This window comes from Marinovum sedimenti (assembly GCF_054052205.1).
In genome coordinates, this window is record NZ_CM133223.1 from 448,528 (window position 1) to 470,605 (window position 22,078).

General features: G+C 55.1%; 29 protein-coding genes. 5 read left to right on the top strand and 24 right to left on the bottom strand.

Going from position 1 to position 22,078, the window contains the following annotated elements:
- Positions 1–38: 38 nt before the first annotated feature.
- From ACW9UO_RS02180 to ACW9UO_RS02230, 11 genes are all read right to left on the bottom strand, one after another.
- A complete protein-coding gene (locus tag ACW9UO_RS02180; protein ID WP_457087380.1) occupies positions 39–743 on the bottom strand; it encodes a hypothetical protein in 705 nt (234 codons plus the stop codon).
- On the bottom strand, positions 740–1,525 hold the full coding sequence (locus tag ACW9UO_RS02185; protein WP_457087381.1) for a terminase large subunit domain-containing protein: 786 nt from the start codon (positions 1,523–1,525) through the stop codon (positions 740–742). The genes ACW9UO_RS02180 and ACW9UO_RS02185 overlap by 4 nt, the downstream gene beginning before the upstream one ends.
- Positions 1,515–1,757, bottom strand: coding sequence for a hypothetical protein (locus tag ACW9UO_RS02190; RefSeq protein ID WP_457087382.1), 243 nt, complete (start codon positions 1,755–1,757; stop codon positions 1,515–1,517). Before ACW9UO_RS02190 ends, ACW9UO_RS02185 begins: the two co-directional genes overlap by 11 nt.
- Positions 1,754–2,329 (bottom strand): hypothetical protein, encoded by a 576-nt coding sequence (locus ACW9UO_RS02195; protein WP_457087383.1) that lies wholly within the window; start codon positions 2,327–2,329, stop codon positions 1,754–1,756. The genes ACW9UO_RS02190 and ACW9UO_RS02195 overlap by 4 nt, the downstream gene beginning before the upstream one ends.
- On the bottom strand, positions 2,329–2,970 hold the full coding sequence (locus ACW9UO_RS02200; protein WP_457087384.1) for a hypothetical protein: 642 nt from the start codon (positions 2,968–2,970) through the stop codon (positions 2,329–2,331). Before ACW9UO_RS02200 ends, ACW9UO_RS02195 begins: the two co-directional genes overlap by 1 nt.
- A 171-nt stretch (positions 2,971–3,141) precedes the next feature.
- A complete protein-coding gene (locus tag ACW9UO_RS02205; protein WP_457087385.1) occupies positions 3,142–3,516 on the bottom strand; it encodes a hypothetical protein in 375 nt (124 codons plus the stop codon).
- Positions 3,513–3,743: a hypothetical protein gene (locus ACW9UO_RS02210; RefSeq protein WP_457087386.1), complete on the bottom strand. Its 231-nt coding sequence runs from the start codon at positions 3,741–3,743 to the stop codon at positions 3,513–3,515. Before ACW9UO_RS02210 ends, ACW9UO_RS02205 begins: the two co-directional genes overlap by 4 nt.
- Entirely contained in the window at positions 3,736–4,011 is a 276-nt protein-coding gene (locus ACW9UO_RS02215) for a hypothetical protein (RefSeq protein WP_457087387.1), read from the bottom strand. Before ACW9UO_RS02215 ends, ACW9UO_RS02210 begins: the two co-directional genes overlap by 8 nt.
- An 818-nt stretch (positions 4,012–4,829) precedes the next feature.
- Entirely contained in the window at positions 4,830–7,202 is a 2,373-nt protein-coding gene (locus ACW9UO_RS02220) for a primase-helicase family protein (RefSeq protein WP_457087388.1), read from the bottom strand.
- Positions 7,203–7,323: 121 nt separating this feature from the next.
- A complete protein-coding gene (locus ACW9UO_RS02225; protein WP_092835054.1) occupies positions 7,324–7,569 on the bottom strand; it encodes a helix-turn-helix transcriptional regulator in 246 nt (81 codons plus the stop codon).
- A 184-nt stretch (positions 7,570–7,753) separates the two neighbouring features.
- The gene (locus tag ACW9UO_RS02230; RefSeq protein ID WP_457087389.1) at positions 7,754–7,981 is read right to left on the bottom strand and encodes a hypothetical protein; all 228 of its coding nucleotides are present in this window, start codon (positions 7,979–7,981) and stop codon (positions 7,754–7,756) included.
- A gap of 60 nt (positions 7,982–8,041) precedes the next feature.
- On the opposite strand from ACW9UO_RS02230, the gene ACW9UO_RS02235 reads away from it, so the two are divergent.
- Positions 8,042–8,811, top strand: a protein-coding gene (locus tag ACW9UO_RS02235) for an IS5 family transposase (protein WP_457088577.1) whose coding sequence is annotated in 2 segments (ribosomal slippage) — positions 8,042–8,378 and positions 8,378–8,811 — 771 coding nt in all. Because the reading frame shifts where the segments join, the coding sequence is not laid out codon by codon here.
- On the opposite strand, the gene ACW9UO_RS02240 is transcribed toward ACW9UO_RS02235, so the two are convergent.
- From ACW9UO_RS02240 to ACW9UO_RS02250, 3 genes are all read right to left on the bottom strand, one after another.
- On the bottom strand, positions 8,795–9,787 hold the full coding sequence (locus ACW9UO_RS02240; protein ID WP_457087390.1) for a tyrosine-type recombinase/integrase: 993 nt from the start codon (positions 9,785–9,787) through the stop codon (positions 8,795–8,797). The two genes, ACW9UO_RS02235 and ACW9UO_RS02240, sit on opposite strands and share 17 nt — an antisense overlap.
- A gap of 296 nt (positions 9,788–10,083) precedes the next feature.
- Positions 10,084–10,434, bottom strand: a complete 351-nt coding sequence (locus ACW9UO_RS02245; protein WP_457087391.1) for a hypothetical protein — start codon at positions 10,432–10,434, stop codon at positions 10,084–10,086.
- Positions 10,431–10,709 (bottom strand): hypothetical protein, encoded by a 279-nt coding sequence (locus ACW9UO_RS02250; protein WP_457087392.1) that lies wholly within the window; start codon positions 10,707–10,709, stop codon positions 10,431–10,433. The genes ACW9UO_RS02245 and ACW9UO_RS02250 overlap by 4 nt, the downstream gene beginning before the upstream one ends.
- Before the next feature lie 73 nt (positions 10,710–10,782).
- On the opposite strand from ACW9UO_RS02250, the gene ACW9UO_RS02255 reads away from it, so the two are divergent.
- Together ACW9UO_RS02255 and ACW9UO_RS02260 are read left to right on the top strand one after the other, a co-directional pair.
- Positions 10,783–11,427, top strand: a complete 645-nt coding sequence (locus ACW9UO_RS02255) for a hypothetical protein (protein ID WP_457087393.1) — start codon at positions 10,783–10,785, stop codon at positions 11,425–11,427.
- 99 nt (positions 11,428–11,526) lie between these two features.
- A complete protein-coding gene (locus ACW9UO_RS02260; RefSeq protein ID WP_457087394.1) occupies positions 11,527–12,468 on the top strand; it encodes a hypothetical protein in 942 nt (313 codons plus the stop codon).
- A 194-nt stretch (positions 12,469–12,662) separates the two neighbouring features.
- On the opposite strand, the gene ACW9UO_RS02265 is transcribed toward ACW9UO_RS02260, so the two are convergent.
- The 8 genes from ACW9UO_RS02265 to ACW9UO_RS02300 form a co-directional block, all read right to left on the bottom strand.
- Entirely contained in the window at positions 12,663–13,373 is a 711-nt protein-coding gene (locus ACW9UO_RS02265; protein WP_457087395.1) for a hypothetical protein, read from the bottom strand.
- Positions 13,360–14,151, bottom strand: coding sequence for a terminase large subunit domain-containing protein (locus ACW9UO_RS02270; protein ID WP_457087396.1), 792 nt, complete (start codon positions 14,149–14,151; stop codon positions 13,360–13,362). The genes ACW9UO_RS02265 and ACW9UO_RS02270 overlap by 14 nt, the downstream gene beginning before the upstream one ends.
- On the bottom strand, positions 14,141–14,758 hold the full coding sequence (locus tag ACW9UO_RS02275; RefSeq protein WP_457087397.1) for a hypothetical protein: 618 nt from the start codon (positions 14,756–14,758) through the stop codon (positions 14,141–14,143). The genes ACW9UO_RS02270 and ACW9UO_RS02275 overlap by 11 nt, the downstream gene beginning before the upstream one ends.
- On the bottom strand, positions 14,755–15,015 hold the full coding sequence (locus ACW9UO_RS02280) for a hypothetical protein (RefSeq protein ID WP_457087398.1): 261 nt from the start codon (positions 15,013–15,015) through the stop codon (positions 14,755–14,757). The genes ACW9UO_RS02275 and ACW9UO_RS02280 overlap by 4 nt, the downstream gene beginning before the upstream one ends.
- Positions 15,008–15,298 (bottom strand): hypothetical protein, encoded by a 291-nt coding sequence (locus tag ACW9UO_RS02285; RefSeq protein ID WP_457087399.1) that lies wholly within the window; start codon positions 15,296–15,298, stop codon positions 15,008–15,010. The genes ACW9UO_RS02280 and ACW9UO_RS02285 overlap by 8 nt, the downstream gene beginning before the upstream one ends.
- Positions 15,295–16,064 (bottom strand): IS5 family transposase gene (locus ACW9UO_RS02290; protein WP_457088577.1). Its coding sequence is split into 2 segments (ribosomal slippage): positions 15,295–15,728 and positions 15,728–16,064, totalling 771 coding nucleotides; the frame shifts between segments, so codons are not numbered across the junction. The genes ACW9UO_RS02285 and ACW9UO_RS02290 overlap by 4 nt, the downstream gene beginning before the upstream one ends.
- A gap of 29 nt (positions 16,065–16,093) precedes the next feature.
- Positions 16,094–17,134: a DUF4055 domain-containing protein gene (locus ACW9UO_RS02295; RefSeq protein WP_457087400.1), complete on the bottom strand. Its 1,041-nt coding sequence runs from the start codon at positions 17,132–17,134 to the stop codon at positions 16,094–16,096.
- Between the two features lie 3 nt (positions 17,135–17,137).
- Positions 17,138–17,404: a hypothetical protein gene (locus ACW9UO_RS02300; protein WP_457087401.1), complete on the bottom strand. Its 267-nt coding sequence runs from the start codon at positions 17,402–17,404 to the stop codon at positions 17,138–17,140.
- Between the two features lie 206 nt (positions 17,405–17,610).
- On the opposite strand from ACW9UO_RS02300, the gene ACW9UO_RS02305 reads away from it, so the two are divergent.
- Positions 17,611–18,669 carry a class II glutamine amidotransferase domain-containing protein gene (locus tag ACW9UO_RS02305; protein WP_457087402.1) on the top strand — a complete coding sequence of 353 codons (1,059 nt, stop codon included), beginning with the start codon at positions 17,611–17,613 and terminating at the stop codon, positions 18,667–18,669.
- Position 18,670: 1 nt separating this feature from the next.
- On the top strand, positions 18,671–18,991 hold the full coding sequence (locus ACW9UO_RS02310; protein ID WP_457087403.1) for a hypothetical protein: 321 nt from the start codon (positions 18,671–18,673) through the stop codon (positions 18,989–18,991).
- A gap of 346 nt (positions 18,992–19,337) precedes the next feature.
- Here the strand turns inward: ACW9UO_RS02310 and ACW9UO_RS02315 are convergent, their stop codons facing one another.
- Together ACW9UO_RS02315 and ACW9UO_RS02320 are read right to left on the bottom strand one after the other, a co-directional pair.
- A complete protein-coding gene (locus tag ACW9UO_RS02315) occupies positions 19,338–21,203 on the bottom strand; it encodes a hypothetical protein (RefSeq protein ID WP_457087404.1) in 1,866 nt (621 codons plus the stop codon).
- Positions 21,204–21,251: 48 nt separating this feature from the next.
- Positions 21,252–22,021 (bottom strand): IS5 family transposase gene (locus ACW9UO_RS02320; protein WP_457088577.1). Its coding sequence is split into 2 segments (ribosomal slippage): positions 21,252–21,685 and positions 21,685–22,021, totalling 771 coding nucleotides; the frame shifts between segments, so codons are not numbered across the junction.
- Between the last annotated feature and the right edge of the window lie 57 nt (positions 22,022–22,078).

Genomic DNA, 22,078 nt, shown 5'->3' on the forward strand with positions numbered 1-22,078 from the left:
AAGCGACTGGCAAATGCATGTTATAAGTCTGCGGACAGTCAGAACCACCCTGTCAATTGCGACACACGAATACTTTGCGGCATGAGGTATTGCGATGCAAAGGCGGCGACGATCAAGGCGATGCCAGTGTCACCGTGACCGGAGGCATTGCGCGATTGCGTGATGATCTGGTTACCTGCCGCTGTCGTCTGTGTGGTGAACGAGGCAAGGTCTTCTTCGATCTCTTTCCGCATAGCGAGGTCATGGGCAAACTTGAGGTCGCCCGACGCGAACAGGACGGCAAGGTTTTCGATCATCAGAGTCTTGGACGCGTTGACGTATCGTCCCGACCGACGCCACTCCTGACCACCCGTCATTTGCACTGCCGTGTGATCCACCGACTGCTCGTGCATCATGTCAGACACCACACGACCGATGCTCGTTCCGTCGATCACGAGTTGCGACTTGCCCCCGAACGGTGGCGCGTTGCGCAGGCGGATCAAGTAGTCGACCACATCGACATAAGACACGCCGCGAAACTTGTCGGCAAAGACGACCGTGCGCTCGCGCGGGCCGAGTTTGACGCGTGTTCCATCATGGACGGGCAACTGCTGATCCTTGATCACCACCGCAGACGAGAAGTCGTTTGCCTGCCCCAAATCAGCACCGACGAAGTATCTGACAAATCCGGTCACTCTCTCAATTGCAGGGTCATGTCCTGTCTCGTTGATCACGCGACCGTCAGGCATGTAGTTGAGGTTCAAAACCGAGGACATATTGCATTCTCCATACTGGTGGCGTTCTCAATGGCGGACAGATCAAAGTAAGACAGCCCGTCTGATAGAAATTCGCACATGACCTCCTGACGGAAGCGCGTTGCCGACAATTGCGACCGCAGACGTTCGACGCGGGACGCAAGTCGCGGGATGGACGTGCCGGGAACTTTGATCCGATGCACGTTGTCTTTGGGTTCAAGGAACAGCGATGCGAACAGGTTGTTCTTTCCGGCGGGTGTTGAGGCGTAGAACGTTTGCCCGTTGTCACGCAGCATGGGCAAGATCGACACGACGACATCCTCGCCACCGTTCGTTCCCGGCAAATACGCCATCTCGTCCACAAGCAGCAAGTCGGCGGTATAACCCCGAATGGTCGCCCCCGACGCAGGCACAGCAATGAAGCGCCCGCCGTTCGAGCATTCAATTTCTGTCTGGGTCGCGCGTTCGACGACCAGATCAGTCGCACGCAGGTATGCTTGAACCTTGCGGGTGATTTCGCGCGTCTGACGCTCCGCAGGCGCAACGCAGATGATTGTGCCGCCGCGCTTCAACTCACGCACACCACACGTCGCGAGGACGCAGGACTTGCCCGCCTGACGGCACACGAGAAGCGCGACCGTCTGCGCGTCCGACGTGATCGCCTCAACCTGCCAAGGATCGACATGCGTGGCCGAAGGCACCTCCTGTTGCAGAAAGTGGAGCATCTCCGCACCGGGGTCGAGGTCGCGTTCGATCAGCGAGCAAAAGTCGTGGAGACCATCAAACGGCATCGCGACGCTCCGCAAGGCGCATTAGGTGACATTGGGTGCAGTCGCCATGCTCGTTGCGCGGCGAGACGTGTCCGCGTTTACACGCCTTGCCTGTGAGGAACAGTTTGCCGCCCACGTCGATCATGATGCGCTTCGCGTGGGGCAATTGCGCCCAATCAGGATTGCCTGCCTTTGTCGCAACCGCGACGCGACGGCCATACGAGCGCCACCCTTCAAATTCGCGATGGGTCATAGGATCGAGTCCTCCTTCGTGACGGACAGAACGTGGTGACGCATCCGGCGCAGGAGTGGTTCGCGCGCTTCCGGCACCTCGTCGCAAACCTCATTCAGGATATTGCGCAGCGTTACCCATTCCTTGCTTTCGGCCAGCGACACATTCACCGTCAAATTGGTTGCCAGCTTTCCTTGCATGGAGGCAATATCGCGCAGCACTTTCCGCAGGCCTTCCATTGCGGCGAGCGCAAAAGAGTCATCTTCGGATTGTTCTGCCTTGGTGATCAAGCGTTCGACCCGCTTCGCCAACGACTCGTAGGTCATGGCAATGTCCATGCGGTCCTGATTGATCACCTCCGTGTCTGCCTCAATTGAGGCGACGCGGGTTTCGGCAAGGATCGAACGACGCATTTCTTCGGTGATCTTGTCGTCCCGATACCGCTGCACCGTCGTGTAATCGACGCCAAGGCGGCGAGCGATCTCGGCCAGAGAGCGGCGTTCGAGAACAATGTCTTTGATGATCTCGTTCTTGTCCGCACGCATGTCGATGATCGCACGACGACCAGAGTGTTTGTTGCCGCCCTGTGCCATTAGGAGGACTCAGCGTTTGCCGCGCGCTCCATCAGATCGAATTTGGTGCGCGCATGTGCAGGCAATTCGTCAGGCGAGTGGAAGGTTTTGATTGTATAACCCTCTTTGTCTGCCTGCATCCGACGGTTCACGATGCCGTTGCCCGTTTGCATGTCCGCGCGGACATACCGGACGCGTTCGTGGGTGTCGTCGAAAGTGAACGTCTTGGACGGGGTGACAGTTGGGCGGCTCGTGTTGCGGGTTGTCACGTCACCGTCGCCGCTGATCACGGTCAGGGTCGTCCCTGCCTGTTCTGCTGCTTCTTTGGCCGCGCGATACTTGGCAGGATCACGAGCTTCCTCGCGGGTCAGACTGTGCGGTGGTCGCACGCCCTTAGGATACCAGTTGCCATTGGCATCTTGTTCAAGGCCTGCCGCGTGCATTTTGCGCTGGTGGATTTCCTCGTCGATGATGTCCACAAGGGTTTTCTTCTTCGGGGTCTGCGCGTCGAGTTGACGTTGCACGTCCTTCTTTTCGTCCAGAACGCGGCTGTTGAAAGTGTGCAGGTCGTCGAGGCGCTTTGCCTGATCGGTGACCGTCGTGGTGAGGGTTTGAACCTGCTGCATGAGTGCTTGCAGGGCGGCTGTCGTATCGTCGGGCATGGGATGCTCCTTTGTGTCCAAAAAGAGCGCGACGTTATCGGGACGCCGCGCTCAATCTGTGATGGACAGATCAGGAGCGACGCACCGCTGCGCTCATGAGTTAAACTTATTCGGTAGCGATCAGATTGCCGACCGCCATAAAAAGATGTTGCTGATGTAAATCAGGTCTCACTAGGCCGCGCGCGGCTGCTTGAGGTCTCGCCAACGACACCGCAGGCGTTCGACCGCCGCTTCGTGCTGCGCGCGGGCAGCAGGTTTCGGTTCAGTGGACGGGTGCGGGAAGTCGTCGCCCTCCATCATCGCACGCAGGCGCGCGGCCAGCACACCACCGTCCCAACCAATGAGGGAGCAGAGCGAGTTGCGGTGGCGTGCCATTGCACCTGCTTTGTCGGTCAGGAACGTGATTGCCTGATCCTGATCCGATTGCGTCGTGAAGGACGCATTGCTTTCGTTTCGGATGCTGACAAAGAGGTCGCGGTATGCCTGCATGATGATCGAAGTCACGAAGGCCTCTTCCGGCGTCTGTGGGTTGCCTGCGTTGATCATGCCCAAGGACAACCGGGATAAGTCGTGCCGGGCATGACATGGCGCACATGGGCGGCGTAGACGATCTTGTTGGCGGCGATCCTCTGCCATTTGGCAGGTTCGTTGAACCACACGACATAGACGACGCGTGGCGTCAGGTCGTCGCCCAGCTTGAACACGCCGCGCGTGGGCAGATCAGCATCTGCAAGTGAACGCTGGGTCAGTGGGAGGGGTCGCCATTCAGTCATTGGTGCGCAATTCATGTGCCACAGATATGATCGAGCGCCACGGTATGTCGATCTGACCGAGGCGGTTGGTGATGCGCACGCCTGTGTCTGTGGGGTAGACCATGTACGCGGGCGAACGGTCGATGGGATGCGCCGTTTGATCGTTGACCAATGCTTTGAGTTGATCGCCAAGATCAGAGGCGTTCTCGACCTTGAGGTTTGCTGTGCTGTTCAAAACCGTGACGGTGATGGTCGCCGTCGATCCGTCGATAGATGCGGAGAACGTCATAGCGTTCCTTTCATGATGATGCGCGCCCAAGTGCCAAGCCAGTCGAACCCGCCTTGGGCGCGCGTTTCGTCAGAAAGGTTCGACATGTGATGCGTATCACCTAGCCGTCAGACGGATGTGGACAGAAGCAGGTGGCGCGGCAGGATTGTTGGGTGCTGAAACGGCGCATATCGACTGCCACGCAGCAGCGCGTCAAAGACGGGCGTTGCCCCATCGTCTGGCATACTGTGTCGGAATTGACCAAGACGACCGCGTGCGCCGCAGCAGATCGTGTCTCTGGCGCGGTGTCGGGAGTATGCGTCGATGGCAAGTGCGTCAGCGCGCCCGATATGCCTATATTCCAGTGACCTTTTTGGTCAGTTATTTGCCTGCGTTGCAAGACACGTTGCAAAAACTAACTAACCCCTTGATCTCCAAGATCGGAACTACTGATTAGTTATCACAAGGGCTGGGATTTTCGACTAGTTGCGACCAAGTCGCATCGAGTGGGCGGAGATTTCTGGGCGAGATCGGCAGGCCCAAAGCAATTCGATGCTCAAGGTGTGTCAGCCTGTGTCACCCAAAAATGAACCGACACGCCAGAAACGCTTTGTTTCCAACGTCGTGTGTCAGTGTGTCAGTTGTGACAATATAATAATAGTAGCAGCGAAAGGCCTCCTTGCGCGCGCAGCCGCTGGCAATTCTCGTATTTCACACGCTGACGATTTACCCCCGTCACAGGCGTCACAACTGACACAAATGGTCTAATCACTTATCATAAAACCGGAAAAGGCGTGTCACCCCCTGACACGCCCATCCCACTACTGACACACTTTGACTTAGAACGGCGGATCACCGTTCAACTTGTCGGTTTGCGCGACCTCCCACGCGCGCCACCCGTTCAGACGTTCGACACCAAACTCCGCAGGATCGACACCGCCGAAGTCGATTTCTTCATCGTCAACACCGTATGTTTGCATCGTGATCCGCGACACAGCCGCTCGGAACTCGTCCAGAGAACCGAGGTAGTGACCGCGCTGCCGCGTCTCCATCATTGGCGTTGCTGACGCGTCGCCGTTAATGTCGGTGTAGGTGTGAACCCTTTCGCAGAACATCGCCTTTCGGGATTTCTCAGCTTGCGGGATCAAGTCGAGGAATTTATTGGCGATCTCCTCAGGCGACGTGTTGCGACCACCCGCCTGATGCACAAGTTTGGTCAAGGTCTTGTTCGACATGACGCCTGTTGCTTTGAGATCATGGGGACAAACACCACGTTCTGCAATCTCATGCAGCACAGCAATCAGGGGATCAGACGCCACCTTGTCGCGCGCCTTCGCCTCTGTGCCATAACCGAAGGTCAACGCCTGTCGGTCAACGGGATAGTCGAGCAAGTAGCGCAGCACTATGCTTGCGCCCTCGTCTGACCGCATGAAGGCATGGTATGGCTCCCAGAAGGCATATGCCGCCTGCTGACCGTCCGTCGTCGTCATATCGTATGGTTGCTCGACCTCAACAATCGTCCACCGCCTATCGTCGAAGTCGATATGAACGGCTTGAGTTTCGTTGGTCGAAGCGATCAAGCGGTGGACATTCTTTGCCTGCACCGTCGCCCTAAACTTCTCCTCATACGTCCATGATGGCGACGATATGAACGATTTGAGTTTTGCCGCCGTCGCGTGCGAACCGTGGAATATTGACTCCTCGGCAGCAATAAACGTGGCACCGAAGATCGAGCGGTTGAAGCGAGAAAAGAGGCGTTCTGACTCTTGCACTTTCTGGACGTATCGCCCGCCAAAAATTGGCGTGAGGACGCGCTCTTGGAGGAATGACTTGCCACCGCCTTGACGACCGCGCAATGCGATTGCTGTTGGTGGTGACGGTTCAGTTGGGTGTTGAACGGCATCGGCAAGCCACATAGTCACCCAATGCGCGAGGCCTTCGTCGCCGGAGCAAAGTACATCGCGGACATATGACTCGAACACTGATGCGTCGCCATCTTTAGGTGCGACGGCAAAACCGCGCCAGACATTGTATGCAGGCCCGCTATAGTCGATGGGTTCGCACACCACCCCTTTAAACCGTGCGTGATCAGGATCGCGCAACCATAGGTGAGCGGTCGGCATTAGAGACTTTCCCATTCGCACAACTTGGTCAGATGTTTCGTCGAAGAGCATCTGTTTGGCAAATGTTGTGAACTCGGCAGCGTCTTTGTCGATATACTCAACAGTGCCGTTGATCGTGATTTTCGACCAACGACGATTGAATTTTTCCACCTGACGATAGTGCAGTGGCGTTGGCGTGCCTTTCTCACGTCGCTTTGCGCCTTTCAGCAGATTGACGATCTCGATTTCAGGAAGCGGGCCTTCTTCGAAAACGCTGTGAAAATTGGCGTCGCCATTAAGGCGTCTGACTTCGGCATCCATCTCAGTGTCTGGCCAACCACGCGCCTGCATGGACATGGCGACGCGCATCAGCAGATCATTACGCCCAGCGGGATCGTGAGGCACCTTGTAACCTATGTCCGACGTGTCGAGCGTTGGTGTGGCGTTGACGATATCGGCAACCATCTGGACAGATAGGCGACAGCGTTGGTCAATATGTTCGAGCAACTCAAGAACACTGATCTCGTCAAAGGCACCTTTGATGCCTTCATCGTCCATCAGCCAAGCTAGTTCGCAACTCTTACCATTGATCGGCAACCAAACGGCTGTCGGCTCGGTATCAGGCGTCACGACCGTCTGCGTTTCTTTCGGAAAAACCTCAACGTCTCGCCCCTTGGCAAAGCAAGATTTTGGAAGACGCTTGCGCAAGGCGACGAGATACAGGTGCATTTGCTTTGCCGTGATCGGTTCATCGACGAAGACCACCACACGCAAACCGCGTGACTTCGTACGGAAGGCGACACAGCGCGTGTGCAAGCGTTCACGCAAGGCGAGAACGTCGTCTTCGGGCATGTCGTACCAGTCGAGGTCGAGAACACCCCACATGCACGTGCTGTCCGCGCGCACTGGTGCAACACCTACGGGCTGTCTGCCCGCGATGTGCTGGCCGACGAGTTCGAGCGTCAGTGGTCCTGCCACTGTCTGCGGCTTGCCGTTGACTTTGCCTTTGTCGTCGGCAGCCATGTTGCCGCGCATTTGAATGTGCCGTTTGTCATAGCCTTCGAAAAGACGAATCATGAGTTCGGCGGGTTCGTTTAGATTATTGTCCATACCAATTCAGGTTGGACCTGCATCAATGGTTCATGGTCGAACGGCGACCGTCTATAAACTAGTTATAGCGCATGTCGCTTGCTTTTCAGTGTTGTCCAATCGCGAACCAGTGGGGCAGGCCTTAAACCTGCCCCACTTCTTTTTGTTTCGCCCATGCCATCACAGCTTCGAGGTCGTAACGCACGGTGCGTTCGCTCCAATAAATCGCTGGTGGCGAGTCCCCCGCGCGCTTCCATTCATAGAATTGGCGTTCTGAGATTTGCAGGAAGTCGCAAACCTGACGAGGAGTCATAAGTTTGGGGAAGGTGAGTCGAAATTCCAACTCTTCGATGCGCTGTTCAAGAGCGCGTACTGCTTCATGGGACATGATAACGGAGTCCTTTCGTCGTGTCCTAATCCAGACAGACGACCCTCCGTTGATATGCGCTGGTGCGGGTCTTCACTTGATCCGCTATCCAACGCGGCGCAATCAAGTATCACTGTTGCCCCCAATATGGACGCGGAATTTACTACCGCGAGACGTTACCGCCGACATCGAACATTTAGTGCGATTAAGTTAAGTCTTCAATAACGAAACAAGGTTCTACCTTAATTCGCTGCAAGATCACTTTTTCGATTTCAGCAGGCGCGCGGTGATTGCCCATCCGTTTCATGTACTTCATCAACATGTCATTGCCTTTCCCACCTGACACGTCGCCGCGCAGGTAGTGTATCACATAATCAGGCAAGAACGCCTCTGCACCCGCCTGCATAAAGTGGCGTCTAGGCTCAGGACCCATTGATCTGCTTGAGGCTACGTCGGCAGCGTGATTCAAGCTCCCAAACTGACGGGGGTGATGATGAGCAACCTTTTCTGGCTAACGGACGCGCAGATGGACCGGCTTCGGCCGTTTTTTCCCAAGAGCCATGGCAAGCCGCGGGTGGATGACCGGCGTGTTCTGAGTGGGATAATATTCATCAATCGCAATGGCTTGCGCTGGTGCGACGCGCCCGCGGAATACGGCCCGGCCAAAACGCTCTATAACCGCTGGAAACGATGGAGCGACAAGGGCATTTTCGCGAGGATGATGCACGGCCTTGCGTCGGAGGCAGCGGTTCCAAAGACGGTGATGATCGACGCGACCTATCTGAAGGCGCACCGCACGGCGAGCAGTCTGCGGTCGAAAAAGGGGGGCCCGACGACCAGCGGGGGCGCGCGATCGGCCGAACCAAAGGCGGCATGAACACCAAGCTGCATGCCGTCACCGATGCCGAGGGACGACCGATCCGGTTTTTCATGACCGCGGGCCAGGTCAGCGACTACACCGGCGCTGCGGCCCTTCTTGGCAGCCTGCCATCGGCACAATGGCTTCTGGCCGACCGGGGCTATGACGCCGACTGGTTCAGGGAAGCGTTGAAAGACAAGGAGATAAAGCCCTGCATCCCTGGCCGGAAGTCCCGCGCCAAGCCCGTCAAATACGACAAGCGCCGCTACAAACGCCGCAACAGGATCGAGATCATGTTCGGGCGCCTGAAGGACTGGCGCAGGATTGCCACACGCTACGACCGATGCCCGAAAGTCTTCCTCTCCGCCATCGCCCTCGCCGCAACCGTCATGTTCTGGCTATGAAACGAGAACGAGTCCTGACCCTAGTGTCGTGCTGGCTGAGGATCGGAATGCGCTCGTCATTGATGGTCGAAGTCAAAGCGTCGAGTTGGTCGATATGTCCCGTCTTTGAATGTGCCGGGAATACGAAGTCAAAGCCGCCCGCCCGAATTGCCGTCAACGCGCTAATCACCGTGTCACAGATGGGCAGGGTGCGCGCGAGTTTATTTTTCATTTTCGGCAGGTGGATCGTCCGCATTTGTAAGTCGACTTGATCCCAACGAAGCGAGCGAACGTTTCCTGCACGTATGCCTGTGAACAGCATCACGATCCAAGCTGTGCGGCGCAGGGCATTGTCTACGCCCATGATCGCATCCCACATGGGCGACCAGTCGTCCTCGTCTATGTCGTGGGCATTACATGCCAGCGTCCATTTCGTTTCGGTTTCGCCGGAGCTAGGCGCACGCACCCTCTTGCCCGCCACAGGGTTTGGGACATTTGCATAATTGAAAGCAGAGCCAAGTGCCGTTCGCACATGACGAGCGGTTGCCTTCAAGTCGCCTTTGGCGAGGGTGTTCACCACATCCTGCACGCACGCGGAGGTCACATCGGCAACATGCATCTTAAGAATGTCAGGGGCGTGACGTTCCAATTTGGAGGTCATGTCGGCGCGGTGTTTGTCAGACATCGACCCCATCGCCTGTGACGTGTCGCAATGTTTGTCCCAGCCGTCACGCACGGTTGTGATGTTTGGACTGGTGCGGGCTTGCTGGCTTTTGGTGTCGCCTTGTTTGCTCGCCTGCATGGCGTCCATATCGGGGAAAGCGCCAATTTTGATCGACTTCACCTTGCCGCCGACGCGCTTCTTTAAATACCATGTCGAACGCAGTTTCCCGACATTCAAGTAAAGGCCCGGAAAGCGGTCGCCATCATGTCGGTACATGCCAGCAGGCGCTTTCAGTAGTTTAGCGTTCTTTGTGAAGTCGATTGCGTCGGTCATCTATCCATCTCCGTTTTTGCAACGTTTTTTGCAACAGACATGTTCACTAAGACGCATTCCGGCGCAGTGTCAACCGACTGATAAATGTTGCAAAAATTGGATAACCAATTGTTTTATATTGGAACTGCACCAACATGCGCCAACTGTATAAATTTCAGTGGTTGTTTTGTAATCAGTAGGTCCGCGGTTCGAGTCCGTGTGGGGGCACCATTTTACACAGTAAAAACAATACATTGAAGGCCGCCCGTTAAGGCGACTATCGTTGTTTTGGTAGGGTCTGCAACAACTCTACAACATTAAGCAGCTTTGCCTTCGGAATCGCGTTCTGCGAGTTCAGCATAGCGGCCATCGGCATAATGGTAGCAGATGCCATCATCACGCTCATGCCAGACGCCAAGCAAGAAGCCAGAATCGTGATGCTTGTCCAAGATGCGCTTGGCTTCTTCGATCTCTGACAACGCTTGCGCGTCGGTCATTGGCATTTGTTCCGAGCTGTTGAACATGTTCTCCTCCCACCAACTATGCGGCAGGTCATCTTCGAAACGCAGATAGTAGTAGCGACGGTTTTCCGTTTGGACGCGCAGTTCACGCACGCCCATGCCACAATCAGCGACAGCGGATGCAAGTTTGCAAATTTCAAAGCTCATGCTGCTGCCTCCAATTTGAGGTCGTCAGCAGCGACACACCAAACGGTTTGCATATCGCGAAGGATGTCGGCAGTTTCTTCAACGCGTGTGACTGCAAAGCCGTGCTCTTTGTCGGTCATTAAAATCGACAGGACTTCTAAGTCGTCTTCGTCTTGAAGGTAGAGCTTCTGTCGAGCGACGAAGACGCAACCGGCTTGGAAAGCAATGTCGTTTGCATCAGGGTGCGTTGCGAGGATCGCAAGTGCACGATGAAGGTTTTTGTCTTGAATGGTCATGGTGTAGCCCTTTCGTGGCAGTTGTGGTTAGTTGCCCTGTTGGCAGGAACACCATCACTCGGAGGACATACCCTTGGCTAAGCACCTACTTCCAACTACCTGCTTTGAGACTGCATTCATCGAGTACTTGCGGCTGCGATTTGAGTTTGAACCGCTGACGCACTATGCGATGGCAGCAATTCATGTTTGCGATGAAACAAGCCGCGAATACCCTGACTTTGTGAAAGGGTTTCTCGCATGGTTCGCTTCAAGTTTCTTGTTTAGCCAGAAAGGTGCCTTACCAACGCAAGGTCACGCAGCAAACCCAGCGGGGGCAAGGTGGGGACGATATAGGGACTGCCATGATCTGCTTGAAGGTTGGCTCAACGACGACCTAGACGCTGCCTTACGACGGCAAGAGACAAAGTTGATCATTCTTGAGGAAGTCCAAATCAAATTGGCTGAGCAACGTGACGATGTAAGCGTTGATGGACGAAAACGAGCAATGACCAAAAAGCCAATGGGCGTGATCTTTGGTGAAATTGGCGACGACTTGGGCATGTCTGCGGATACAGTGAAACGCTGGTACAATAAGGCAAGCGAGATGCCAGAGGAATTTGCTTCATACATCGAGCCGGTGGCGCTTTTGAAAATTGACGGTCAATTCACCATCGAAACGCGCGAAGTGGGCAAGCAGGGCGAAATAAAGTTCATGCGCGGTAAAAAACTTCGGCCATAAGGCAATTTGCCAAACTGATGAACATGCACACCCCTGCTGATTGCAATGTGGGGTTGATAAGTGTCTATTGTACAAGACCTTATTGCCCAAGACGGATTAGTGAAAAACATGATTGAACAGCCCGTAACAATTTATTTTGATCTCGACCAAAACTCTCGACCCAGTATTGGTGCAATTGGCCGCGCGATGGTTGAGTTCGAGAAGATGGCGGGAGAAGCCATTTATTTGATGGAACCCGCAATTGAATTCTCGTTGGTCTATGAGTCCTCTGGCGAGGGGAGCCTTCGAATAATTACAATGCTACGAGGTGTTGTTAGTCGCGAGCGCTTGGCGACGCTTGCGATAATTCTGACAACAACTCTGTTCAACAATGCCGTAGGCCATTTTCAAGGCAAGGGCATGGACGAGATTATTGAAGCATTGAGCGACGAAAACACCACCCTAACAGATGCCGATATTGCGCGTATCGCGGAGGCTGTTGCGAACATCGAGCGCTCCGAAACCGTGAAAGCCCCTCGGAGAGAGTTCTACAAAGCAGTGGAACAGGATCAGGCGATAACTGGTGTCGCCGCTGTTCCAAATGATCGAGCTGAAAGGCCGAGCGTGATCGTTCCACGCGAAGAGTTTCAGGAACGTGCGACCCGATACACCCCAATTGAAAGTGACGTTGTCCCCGAACCAAGGACAGTGCCAGAACGGATCGAAGTTGTGTTGGTTCAACCCCCGCTAATCGACAGTAACCGCCAGTGGAAACTATTTGCCAACGGTCACGAATTTGGCGCGAAGATGCTCGATGAACGCTTCAAGCAGCAAATTCTCGACGGCTCTACTGATCTTAGATTGGCAGGAGGTGTGATACTCGACATTACGCTTGAGACGACACAAGTCAACGAAGGCGGTTTATGGCACAACAAGTCATATGCGGTTTCAGAGGTCCACGGTTGGCGGCAAAATCCGCAACAGGCAGACCTATTGCTTTCGCATCGTAGCGATGAAGATGACCAAGATGACCAAGACGATAACCAGAATAGGCCACGCTGACAAAAAACCGACCCAATTGATAAACAATTGAAGCAACACGACAGCCAAGGCTATCGCGAGCAATTCCGCGACTAGCTTAATTAGGCGTTTGTGGAACTTATCGTTCAACTCGGAAGGCTCCTTTGCGATGATTTGACGAGCCTATGCCAAATCTACTGCCAAATGGTAAGTGTTCTTCATTGCGGCGGCAGATTTTACCAAAACCCGCGCAGCGGCGCTTCTCCGATGTGTGCACCGATTGAACGATGATCCGACAGCCACAAAGCCAGCGACGCTGACACAGCCAAGTCAGCATGGCCGAACTTCGTCCCGCCTTCGATGCGCACGCGCCCTGTCGATCCCACGTCAGCCTCAAAGCTCTCAAGCTCTTGGCGCAGCAGGTCGCGGGCCTCGAAGTTGCCAATGCTCAGGTCGCCTGTGTGGATGGCTGAGTTGAGCGCCGACAGCAGCCGCGTGCGCCCGACGTTGTTGAATGTCTGGCCGCGCTCCTTGGTTTCGCTTTCATTTTCGCCTGACACCATCTGGACGCGGGTGTGCTGCACTGACTTCGTATTCAATATGTCACAGAAGGCGCGGCCCACGCCTGACGCGTCCACGACGAGATAAGCGCGGCCAGCAATCGCGGGGTCCATCATCAGGTTCCGTGTCACAGTGGCGAGATCAGCGTAGGACATTGCGGGCAGATGATCCGCACGCACGATCTCGCGGCGACGTTTGGTCAGGTCCTGCCGTCCGTTGGAATCGTAGAACGGCACACGCTCGTCGATGCAGATTGAATATGCGTTCCGGTCCTGTGCCTGCGCAATGTCCAAGCCCACGAGGAAGCGGCGATACCCTTTGACGATCTCAACCGCCGGATCAGCGTTGGGCAGGATCAAATCCTCGCCACGTTCAAAGACCTGCATATAGGTTTCCTAACATCAGTTGTGGGGTGTCGGTGTAGGCGGCAGCGATTGCCGCCGAGTCGAAAAACTGGTGTCCACGCCCCATCCAGTTGAGGCCGTGTTCCACGTCAAATTCGAACTTGGACAGAACCTTTCGCTGACGCGCGACCAGCTTCGCCATGCGCGGCAAATCAAGTGAACAGGCGCGGATGCGTTCAACTTCGGGATACATTTCCCAATCGCTCCACATCTCATAGGCTTTGCCCGACTTGCCACCCGGTGTGGTTATCAGGATTGTCTTTGCGTTGTCTTCCGCAATCGAAAGCGTCGAGCCGAAAACATCATCAGGGATAAATGCAGCCTCGTCATAGATCAGCAGTCCGTTTTTAACGCCGTAACCACGGGCCTGCTCACCGTTTTGACCTGCGGGAACGCAGACAACCGAAGACCCATTCTTGAGGTGCAATTCGGTCATGGTCCGCCGCTTCGTTTCAATCGGCAGGGCCATCTTTTCCCAAGTGTAGGCAATCTTGGCGAACAGCAATTGAGACTGGGCCAACGTCTTCGAAAGGATGATCACCTGATGCTCTGGCTTGGACAATTCCTGCCCCGCCATGACACCAACAGTTGTCGATTTGCCGATCCTGCGGGACGCCAGCACCATGATGATGTCTGACGCAGAGTTCATGAGCGTGCGTTGCCATTCGTCGGGTGCGCCATCGACCACCCGTTCAAGCAGCAGTTCCGGCTTTATCCGCTCGTTGAGGGTGCGTAGGAAAAGGCCAAGATCATTCGACATAAAGCGGAATCCGCCGATCTTCGATCACCTGCCGGAATGTATCGAACGCCTCAGGGTGCGCGTTGAACACGACCCACAAAACGTCCATCAGCTTTTGAACGTCGGGATGCTCATTCAGCCCAAGCACGATGGTCGTCTTCTCACGTAGGTTGGAATAGACTTTCAGCAGGTTCTCGTAGGATTTGTTCTGATCCCGAAGCAATTGCATCATTGGGGCTAGCACTTCGAGCAAGCCTTCACTGCCACCATCGGCCATGCCGTTCAGCGTCCGATAGAGCCGCTGCTGTTCTTTGAGGATGCCCTCAATACCGCCTTCGATCTTGTCTTGGGCGCTGTTCACCTCTTGGTCGAGCGACGTTGCATCCAGCTTGTTGGCCTCAACGAGAACGATCTTTTCGACCTCCGGCGTGATAAACCGTTTGCGGAACCGCGTCAGGCTTTCGAGATCCACGCAGCACCTTTTGGCGATCTCTTTGAACTGGCGGCGGCGCAGGACGCAATCGAGAACGACCTCGACTACGTCAGAGCGGGCGCGGATTGTGGAACGGCGACCGTTGCCCGATTCCACGGGCAACGCGTCCTTGATGCGGTCATAGTTGATGCTCATGCCGCTGCCTGACGTGTCAGGGTCAGGCCAGCCAAGCCGACCATATGCGGTGCCATGCGGCTAATGACGCGACGGGCATCTGCGGCATAGAGCGGGTGTGCTGCAACATCGCGAATGAAGTCGGGTTCTTCCGCGCTGTAGAGGCAATCTAAGATGGCATTGCGTGCAAGGGTCACATCGAACTCCCGCACCTTGCGATAGATACCCGACAAGAATTCGCGGGCTGTGGCATCTGCTGCCTTGTTGAGATCAGCCATCAGTCACGATCTCAACTGTTGTGCCGGATTTTTCGGCCTGTGCCTTGGCACGACGGTAAAGTTGCGCGTCACGCGCCTGAGATCGGCTCAGCCGGATTGGATCAGGCGTAAGGGCTGCTTTGATCGAGGCGGGATCGTCATTACGTTCTAGCAATGTTCTGAATTGTCCCGCGTCGGCTTGATCCTTTGCGGCTGCATCGGCAGCAGCGCGTTTGCGGTCCTTCAATTCATCAAGCATCTTTTCGGAGTTGGCTTTTAGGGTCAGGACTCGTTCTCGTTTCATAGCCAGAACATGACGGTTGCGGCGAGGGCGATGGCGGAGAGGAAGACTTTCGGGCATCGGTCGTAGCGTGTGGCAATCCTGCGCCAGTCCTTCAGGCGCCCGAACATGATCTCGATCCTGTTGCGGCGTTTGTAGCGGCGCTTGTCGTATTTGACGGGCTTGGCGCGGGACTTCCGGCCAGGGATGCAGGGCTTTATCTCCTTGTCTTTCAACGCTTCCCTGAACCAGTCGGCGTCATAGCCCCGGTCGGCCAGAAGCCATTGTGCCGATGGCAGGCTGCCAAGAAGGGCCGCAGCGCCGGTGTAGTCGCTGACCTGGCCCGCGGTCATGAAAAACCGGATCGGTCGTCCCTCGGCATCGGTGACGGCATGCAGCTTGGTGTTCATGCCGCCTTTGGTTCGGCCGATCGCGCGCCCCCGCTGGTCGTCGGGCCCCCCTTTTTCGACCGCAGACTGCTCGCCGTGCGGTGCGCCTTCAGATAGGTCGCGTCGATCATCACCGTCTTTGGAACCGCTGCCTCCGACGCAAGGCCGTGCATCATCCTCGCGAAAATGCCCTTGTCGCTCCATCGTTTCCAGCGGTTATAGAGCGTTTTGGCCGGGCCGTATTCCGCGGGCGCGTCGCACCAGCGCAAGCCATTGCGATTGATGAATATTATCCCACTCAGAACACGCCGGTCATCCACCCGCGGCTTGCCATGGCTCTTGGGAAAAAACGGCCGAAGCCGGTCCATCTGCGCGTCCGTTAGCCAGAAAAGGTTGCTCATCATCACCCCCGTCAGTTTGGGAGCTTGAATCACGCTGCCGACGTAGCCTCAAGCAGATCAATGGGTCCTGAGCCTAGTGTTTCGTTCCGATTGACGGTCGAACTCAACATCCGTGCGCCTAGCGAGATCATCGTTTCGGATTTCTCCTCCATGATCTCTTTCATGGCAGCGACGCCGTGGCCTTGGAATTCAAGCATCCCTACTTCTGCGCCTTCGGGTAACGTCCAGATTGTCCCTGCACCGATCTGCGTTGGCACCTTGTCAGCTGGGATTGATCCGGCCACCCAAGGCGTCGGCGCAGCCGTCAAAAAGATAGCGTGTTCTCGATCTGCGCTGTTCTTAAAGTGCGATATGGCGACTTTGCACAACGATAGAAACGGCGGGGTGACATGCTCAGGCCGCAGCCCTTCATGGCTGACCATGACAAACGGGATATAGGTTAGAGGCTGACCGTTGATCATCGGGATATGGTTTTCGCCAATATCGACGCGGTTCTTATGCTGATCGCGGGTGAAGCGGCGGAACTGGTAGACGCCAGCCTCAAGGATCAATTCGTAGGTGACGTCTGCGTCTTCCCATTGCTCGTCAGAGGACAGATGCACGCGAGTCAGGACTTTGCGGCCATCGACAAAACCTGTCGAGAAGTCTTCGATGGATTCCGCGTTGAAGGTCGAGAAGTGCGGAACCGTGTTGGCCGTTGTACCCTCAGTCGGCAGGTCGAGCAGAATACCGTAGTGGCCCATTGTTGCGACTTCGCGCACCATGTCCTCAATCAAAACCTGCATCGGCGCATCTTCGTAGGTCGCGTTCAACCGCATCGGCTCAAGGCGTGCAGGCAGCTTGATCACAGGGTCTTTGCGCAGGGCAAGGCCGACAAGTGCGCGGAGCGTCATTTCCGGTGCGCCATAGAAACAGGCGCGGTCCAGATAGTGTGCGTAGTTTTGCGCGGTCATCCCGTCTGGTTGCGGCACATATGTTTGACCCTGTTCCTTCACGGCATCCTCGCCAGCGAGACAGGCGCGGATCAGATGGTATTGCGATTGCAGGCGGTCCCAGTTTGATCGTGTCATGGATTAAGCCTCTAGGACGATGGCAAATAGGTGACGGTAGGGCAGTTCAAAACGCCCGCCGCCAGCGTGGACACGCAGGCCGTCGCGACAGCGATCAACCATCACGGCATCAACTGTCATGTCGCGCTGTTCGGGGTTCATCAGCATTGTGCGAAGGGCTGTTTGCAGGGCAGCTTTTGAGATTGGAATAGAAAAGGCAGTCGAGGAAGAAACGGTTTTCTGGGCGAGCGTGCAGGCCTCGCCTCCATCAGCGGTGAATGTAATTTGCATGGGGTGTGCTTTCATTAGTGTGAACGGCCATCCGAAAGGATCAGCGCGAAAGATGGCCGTTCAGATGAGCCAAACCGCGCAGATCGAACATAAGTGGAACCCATGAAACATCGTTAGCACAAAAGCAGGTGGCAACATGTGTTGGACCTGATATATTTCCGCGAGACTAGGCCATCGGCCCTTAAAAAGAACATTGGCGAGGTGAAATGAACACTCAATCAATTGAAAACGACAAAATAGAAGTAGACCAAACCGATCCTCTGCTCAAATCAGGAATTTTTGCAGCATGTGGCTCTACTTCAGCAATGAGTTTAGTGGCGGATGGTTTGTTTATGCTGCGTGAGCGCGGCAAAGATATGTCGGGTATTGCAGCGGTTTTGCCTGATGGAAGCTTTGCCAAAATTCGCCGCGCAGGCTTTACGAGTTTGAATTTCAATTCGATGTTCTACTTGGTTGGAATCGAGGCGAAACACGCCATTGGCTGCACTCAAGACGCTAAAACTCTTGGTGAGGCCGAAGATGGTATCAAGGATATTTCGCTATCAGATCTTTCCCTTTTGGGAGGGCAAATGTCTATGGGATCGTTGTCAATCGCATTTGATGGACATATATCGAACTTTGATCAAATCAAAAATGAGCTAATTGAGCGCGGTTCCGTATTTCAATCTGACTCGGAGGCGGAAATCGTTCTCCACCTGATGGCCCGCTCTCTCCAAAGAAATATACCAGATCGCCTAGCTGATGCGCTCAGAAAGATCGAAGGTGAATTTGCTTTGTTAATTCTGACAAAAAAGAATCTTGTCGGAGCAAGGTCGCCTGACGGTGGACGGCACCTTTTCTATGCCGAAAACCCTACTGGAATTGCATTTTCATCGATGCCGCAGCCGCTTGAACGCTTGAACTTTTCTTCGGCAGCCTCAGTAAAGGCAGGGGAGTTAATCGTTGTCGATGTGAGCCTTAAGGTTCCCAAAGTTTCTAAGCAGGAAGTGTATAGACAAGCCGATGGTAATAATGATGAAAATGAACTTTTGTTTGCTTCACTAGACAGTACGGTGCCCTCCAATCGCTCTGACGAAGAACGCGAAAATGCCCTATCTCACAATGGTTTTGTCGAAGGATCAGGCGTGCTTTTCCAACGATTGCGAGAGTTCGACATTCTCCAAGAGCAGGATGCAAGTGCAGAGATATTGCACCGCGTAGAAGGCCTAGACAGCAAGATAGTTTCAATTCGAAACCTTCAAAAAAATCTGAAAAGTTTCAATTGATATGAGTTGGTTTGGTGGTGCTTCAAAAGCGTATGCGCAAATTGTTCTTTTGTTTGATAAGATCGATGGATTAGCAAAAGATGTGGAAAAAAATGCAGAAAATATTTCAGAAAATAGAAGTATGTTATTTGAATTGCGTGGCTTGGTAGCAAATTCACCCACTTTTGAGATTCAAAGGCAATTGACAGAGAGTATGCAGCGGATAGCGGTTCTTGAGGAGCGACTGAGGCAGTTGGAGTCTCAGCAGGCAAAACAACCCGAGCGACCCTTTGATAAGCGATTGAAGGATAATTCAAAAATCAAAAGTTTGCCGCCTGAATGAAAAATTTCTCAGATGTTTCCGACTGTGGGGGTGGGTTTCCGCATTAGCAGCAGGGGGTTCCAAAAGGTGCCGGTATGTATCTGCGGCTTGGCCACAACTGGATGTTGCAGCGTTGTTGCAGAGCGTCACCAACCGCTTGATCCGCAAGTGCAATTCACCAGTGCGATTGATAGGTAATCAATTGCTTGCAGGCAACTATGCCAGCACTGTTGACGTATCACGGATAGATCGCTCCGAGTGACAGTGCAGCGCGTCCGCATCGTGGCATCGTCAGTCGCAAGTTAAACTGTCACTCGCGTTAATAGAGATACATACTATTAAGAGCAGTGACAGTTTAAAACGGTCCTCAATCCTTGCCATATTGCGCATTGCGCCACGGCCATGCTGCTGGCTGTGCATCCGCCGCCATCGCACCCACATCGAACTGCCAACCCTCAGCCGTTGTCACCGCGCCGCGCAACACCGCGCCTTCATCATCGAGCCACGGCTCATACTCCAACGCCTCACGCATCGCCCGCACTTCCTGCATGTGCCGTGACGCTTCGATCATTGCGTCAAACTTCTGCGCATTGTCGTCTTTGCGCCGCACAGGCTCCCGCCAGTCAACGATCTCGGCACGATTGCACAGGTATCGCCATCCACCATCCGCAAGCCATGCACGCGACCACTGCTTTGATCCCTTCGTGCGCACCTCAATGAACTCGGCCTGTTGCTCCATCGCCCAGCCAAACAGATCGCCAACAGCGCCTTTAATACCATTGGCTGACATACCGTCGAACTTGCGAAACAGCGTTTGCGCCAGCTTTGCCGACTGCACCCGCACAGGCGCACGCGCATATTCCAATTCATCGGGCAGCAGATCGTCGAACCGCAGCACTTCATCGACTTTCACTGGCAACACCATGTTCGTAAACAACCTGATCTCGCAGCCCTGACGCACATGCCGCGCCCTTGCCGCCGCCTGCATCATAGCGCCCTCGCACACGACCCAGCGCACGTCCTCAACGCGCGGATCGGTGTGGCGTTCACAGTGAGCCATTCCAGCCCCGCCAACCATCGCAATCGGCCGCTTTGGATACCATTGCGCAACGGGCACAATCGGATCACCGTCTTGATGGATCGCGCGTGCCATGTCTTCAACATCCAGCGGTGCAGGCAATGGCCGACCAACAATGTCGATCTTGCCCCCAGCCCAATCATTCAGACCTTCGACAGCATTGAACCATCCGGCGAGCATCATGTTTTCGTCCATAAGCGCCTTATATGAGAACAAATGACGCCCCTCAGAAATACGCGCCACATCTGCACGAAATTGCTCGGCCAGTGCTTTGTCTTTCTTGTCGGTTTCATCCCATTCCTCAACACGGTCGCATGTGCCGTAGAGAAGTGATTTCTTCGATGCGTTGATCGGGATTTGCATCACCTTTGCATCTGGGTGCTTTTCAACTTCAATCGACACCCATTCATCCACGGGCAGGATCGCCTCAACCATTGACCGTTTGATCGTTGCGGACAGGATCAGCACAGGCACGCGCGGTCGGTTTGTCTCACTGTCCCACGGGATGCCTGCAATCTTCTGCCGCCAGTTCAGGTAGACGCCTTTCTTGTTCGGTGTGACACGCAGGCGATTGAGTGAGCCAGCCTCAAGCGCATCGCGCAGACGACGCCAGAACGAGGCATACTTATACCATTGCCCATCGTAGTCAGTTGCCGCGTTCAGCGCCTCGCTGACTGACATGTCCGGTGTGATCTCGACCTCCGGTGCAAGTGCCGTTTCAGCCTTGATCAACTCTTTGCAGAGATCGACCGTGAACCCTGCGGCTTCGAGCCGTTCTATGGTCAGCCCAGCCTTGAACACCTTAGCCAATTCAAGAAGCCAGTCGCCCATGTCATGACGCATCACGTCGCAAAGGTCTTTGATCTCGACATAGCCACTCTTAATCAGCGCACCGAGGAAGTTTTCGTCGATCACGACGAAGTTCGGCACGCGACTTTGTCCGTGTTCCTTGGCGATCTGCAACGGTAGGTGCGCATGGGTTCGGATGCGCAGATCATGCGTCAGGGATTTGTCTTGCTGCTCCCACCAAAGGCAGCCCGCACGGTCTGAACATTGCGCCACTTCATTGCCGCAGAATGCTTGGCGGGTTTCTTTGACAATGCCTTGCACCTTGGAGATTGCCTCGTGCTTTGTGCATACCGGACGTCCGTTCATTTCTTGGCCGCGACCAAGCTCTGTGTAGGGTCAGGACTCGTTCTCGTTTCATAGCCAGAACATGACGGTTGCGGCGAGGGCGATGGCGGAGAGGAAGACTTTCGGGCATCGGTCGTAGCGTGTGGCAATCCTGCGCCAGTCCTTCAGGCGCCCGAACATGATCTCGATCCTGTTGCGGCGTTTGTAGCGGCGCTTGTCGTATTTGACGGGCTTGGCGCGGGACTTCCGGCCAGGGATGCAGGGCTTTATCTCCTTGTCTTTCAACGCTTCCCTGAACCAGTCGGCGTCATAGCCCCGGTCGGCCAGAAGCCATTGTGCCGATGGCAGGCTGCCAAGAAGGGCCGCAGCGCCGGTGTAGTCGCTGACCTGGCCCGCGGTCATGAAAAACCGGATCGGTCGTCCCTCGGCATCGGTGACGGCATGCAGCTTGGTGTTCATGCCGCCTTTGGTTCGGCCGATCGCGCGCCCCCGCTGGTCGTCGGGCCCCCCTTTTTCGACCGCAGACTGCTCGCCGTGCGGTGCGCCTTCAGATAGGTCGCGTCGATCATCACCGTCTTTGGAACCGCTGCCTCCGACGCAAGGCCGTGCATCATCCTCGCGAAAATGCCCTTGTCGCTCCATCGTTTCCAGCGGTTATAGAGCGTTTTGGCCGGGCCGTATTCCGCGGGCGCGTCGCACCAGCGCAAGCCATTGCGATTGATGAATATTATTCCACTCAGAACACGCCGGTCATCCACCCGCGGCTTGCCATGGCTCTTGGGAAAAAACGGCCGAAGCCGGTCCATCTGCGCGTCCGTTAGCCAGAAAAGGTTGCTCATCATCACCCCCGTCAGTTTGGGAGCTTGAATCACGCTGCCGACGTAGCCTCAAGCAGA

Excerpts from the sequence above, each read along its gene's own strand:
- ACW9UO_RS02240 (WP_457087390.1), bottom strand. The coding sequence starts at position 9,787 with ATGACCGACGCAATCGACTTCACAAAGAACGCTAAACTACTGAAAGCG.
- ACW9UO_RS02275 (WP_457087397.1), bottom strand. The coding sequence starts at position 14,758 with ATGAGCATCAACTATGACCGCATCAAGGACGCGTTGCCCGTGGAATCG.
- ACW9UO_RS02250 (WP_457087392.1), bottom strand. The coding sequence starts at position 10,709 with ATGACCATTCAAGACAAAAACCTTCATCGTGCACTTGCGATCCTCGCA.
- ACW9UO_RS02190 (WP_457087382.1), bottom strand. The coding sequence starts at position 1,757 with ATGACCCATCGCGAATTTGAAGGGTGGCGCTCGTATGGCCGTCGCGTC.
- ACW9UO_RS02270 (WP_457087396.1), bottom strand. The coding sequence starts at position 14,151 with ATGTCGAATGATCTTGGCCTTTTCCTACGCACCCTCAACGAGCGGATA.
- ACW9UO_RS02305 (WP_457087402.1), top strand. The coding sequence starts at position 17,611 with ATGAACACTCAATCAATTGAAAACGACAAAATAGAAGTAGACCAAACC.
- ACW9UO_RS02285 (WP_457087399.1), bottom strand. The coding sequence starts at position 15,298 with ATGAAACGAGAACGAGTCCTGACCCTAAAAGCCAACTCCGAAAAGATG.
- ACW9UO_RS02230 (WP_457087389.1), bottom strand. The coding sequence starts at position 7,981 with ATGGGTCCTGAGCCTAGACGCCACTTTATGCAGGCGGGTGCAGAGGCG.
- ACW9UO_RS02315 (WP_457087404.1), bottom strand. The coding sequence starts at position 21,203 with ATGAACGGACGTCCGGTATGCACAAAGCACGAGGCAATCTCCAAGGTG.
- ACW9UO_RS02300 (WP_457087401.1), bottom strand. The coding sequence starts at position 17,404 with ATGCAAATTACATTCACCGCTGATGGAGGCGAGGCCTGCACGCTCGCC.
- ACW9UO_RS02220 (WP_457087388.1), bottom strand. The coding sequence starts at position 7,202 with ATGGACAATAATCTAAACGAACCCGCCGAACTCATGATTCGTCTTTTC.
- ACW9UO_RS02225 (WP_092835054.1), bottom strand. The coding sequence starts at position 7,569 with ATGTCCCATGAAGCAGTACGCGCTCTTGAACAGCGCATCGAAGAGTTG.
- ACW9UO_RS02205 (WP_457087385.1), bottom strand. The coding sequence starts at position 3,516 with ATGATCAACGCAGGCAACCCACAGACGCCGGAAGAGGCCTTCGTGACT.
- ACW9UO_RS02200 (WP_457087384.1), bottom strand. The coding sequence starts at position 2,970 with ATGCCCGACGATACGACAGCCGCCCTGCAAGCACTCATGCAGCAGGTT.
- ACW9UO_RS02185 (WP_457087381.1), bottom strand. The coding sequence starts at position 1,525 with ATGCCGTTTGATGGTCTCCACGACTTTTGCTCGCTGATCGAACGCGAC.
- ACW9UO_RS02195 (WP_457087383.1), bottom strand. The coding sequence starts at position 2,329 with ATGGCACAGGGCGGCAACAAACACTCTGGTCGTCGTGCGATCATCGAC.
- ACW9UO_RS02245 (WP_457087391.1), bottom strand. The coding sequence starts at position 10,434 with ATGAGCTTTGAAATTTGCAAACTTGCATCCGCTGTCGCTGATTGTGGC.
- ACW9UO_RS02310 (WP_457087403.1), top strand. The coding sequence starts at position 18,671 with ATGAGTTGGTTTGGTGGTGCTTCAAAAGCGTATGCGCAAATTGTTCTT.
- ACW9UO_RS02295 (WP_457087400.1), bottom strand. The coding sequence starts at position 17,134 with ATGACACGATCAAACTGGGACCGCCTGCAATCGCAATACCATCTGATC.
- ACW9UO_RS02215 (WP_457087387.1), bottom strand. The coding sequence starts at position 4,011 with ATGACGTTCTCCGCATCTATCGACGGATCGACGGCGACCATCACCGTC.
- ACW9UO_RS02210 (WP_457087386.1), bottom strand. The coding sequence starts at position 3,743 with ATGACTGAATGGCGACCCCTCCCACTGACCCAGCGTTCACTTGCAGAT.
- ACW9UO_RS02280 (WP_457087398.1), bottom strand. The coding sequence starts at position 15,015 with ATGGCTGATCTCAACAAGGCAGCAGATGCCACAGCCCGCGAATTCTTG.
- ACW9UO_RS02265 (WP_457087395.1), bottom strand. The coding sequence starts at position 13,373 with ATGCAGGTCTTTGAACGTGGCGAGGATTTGATCCTGCCCAACGCTGAT.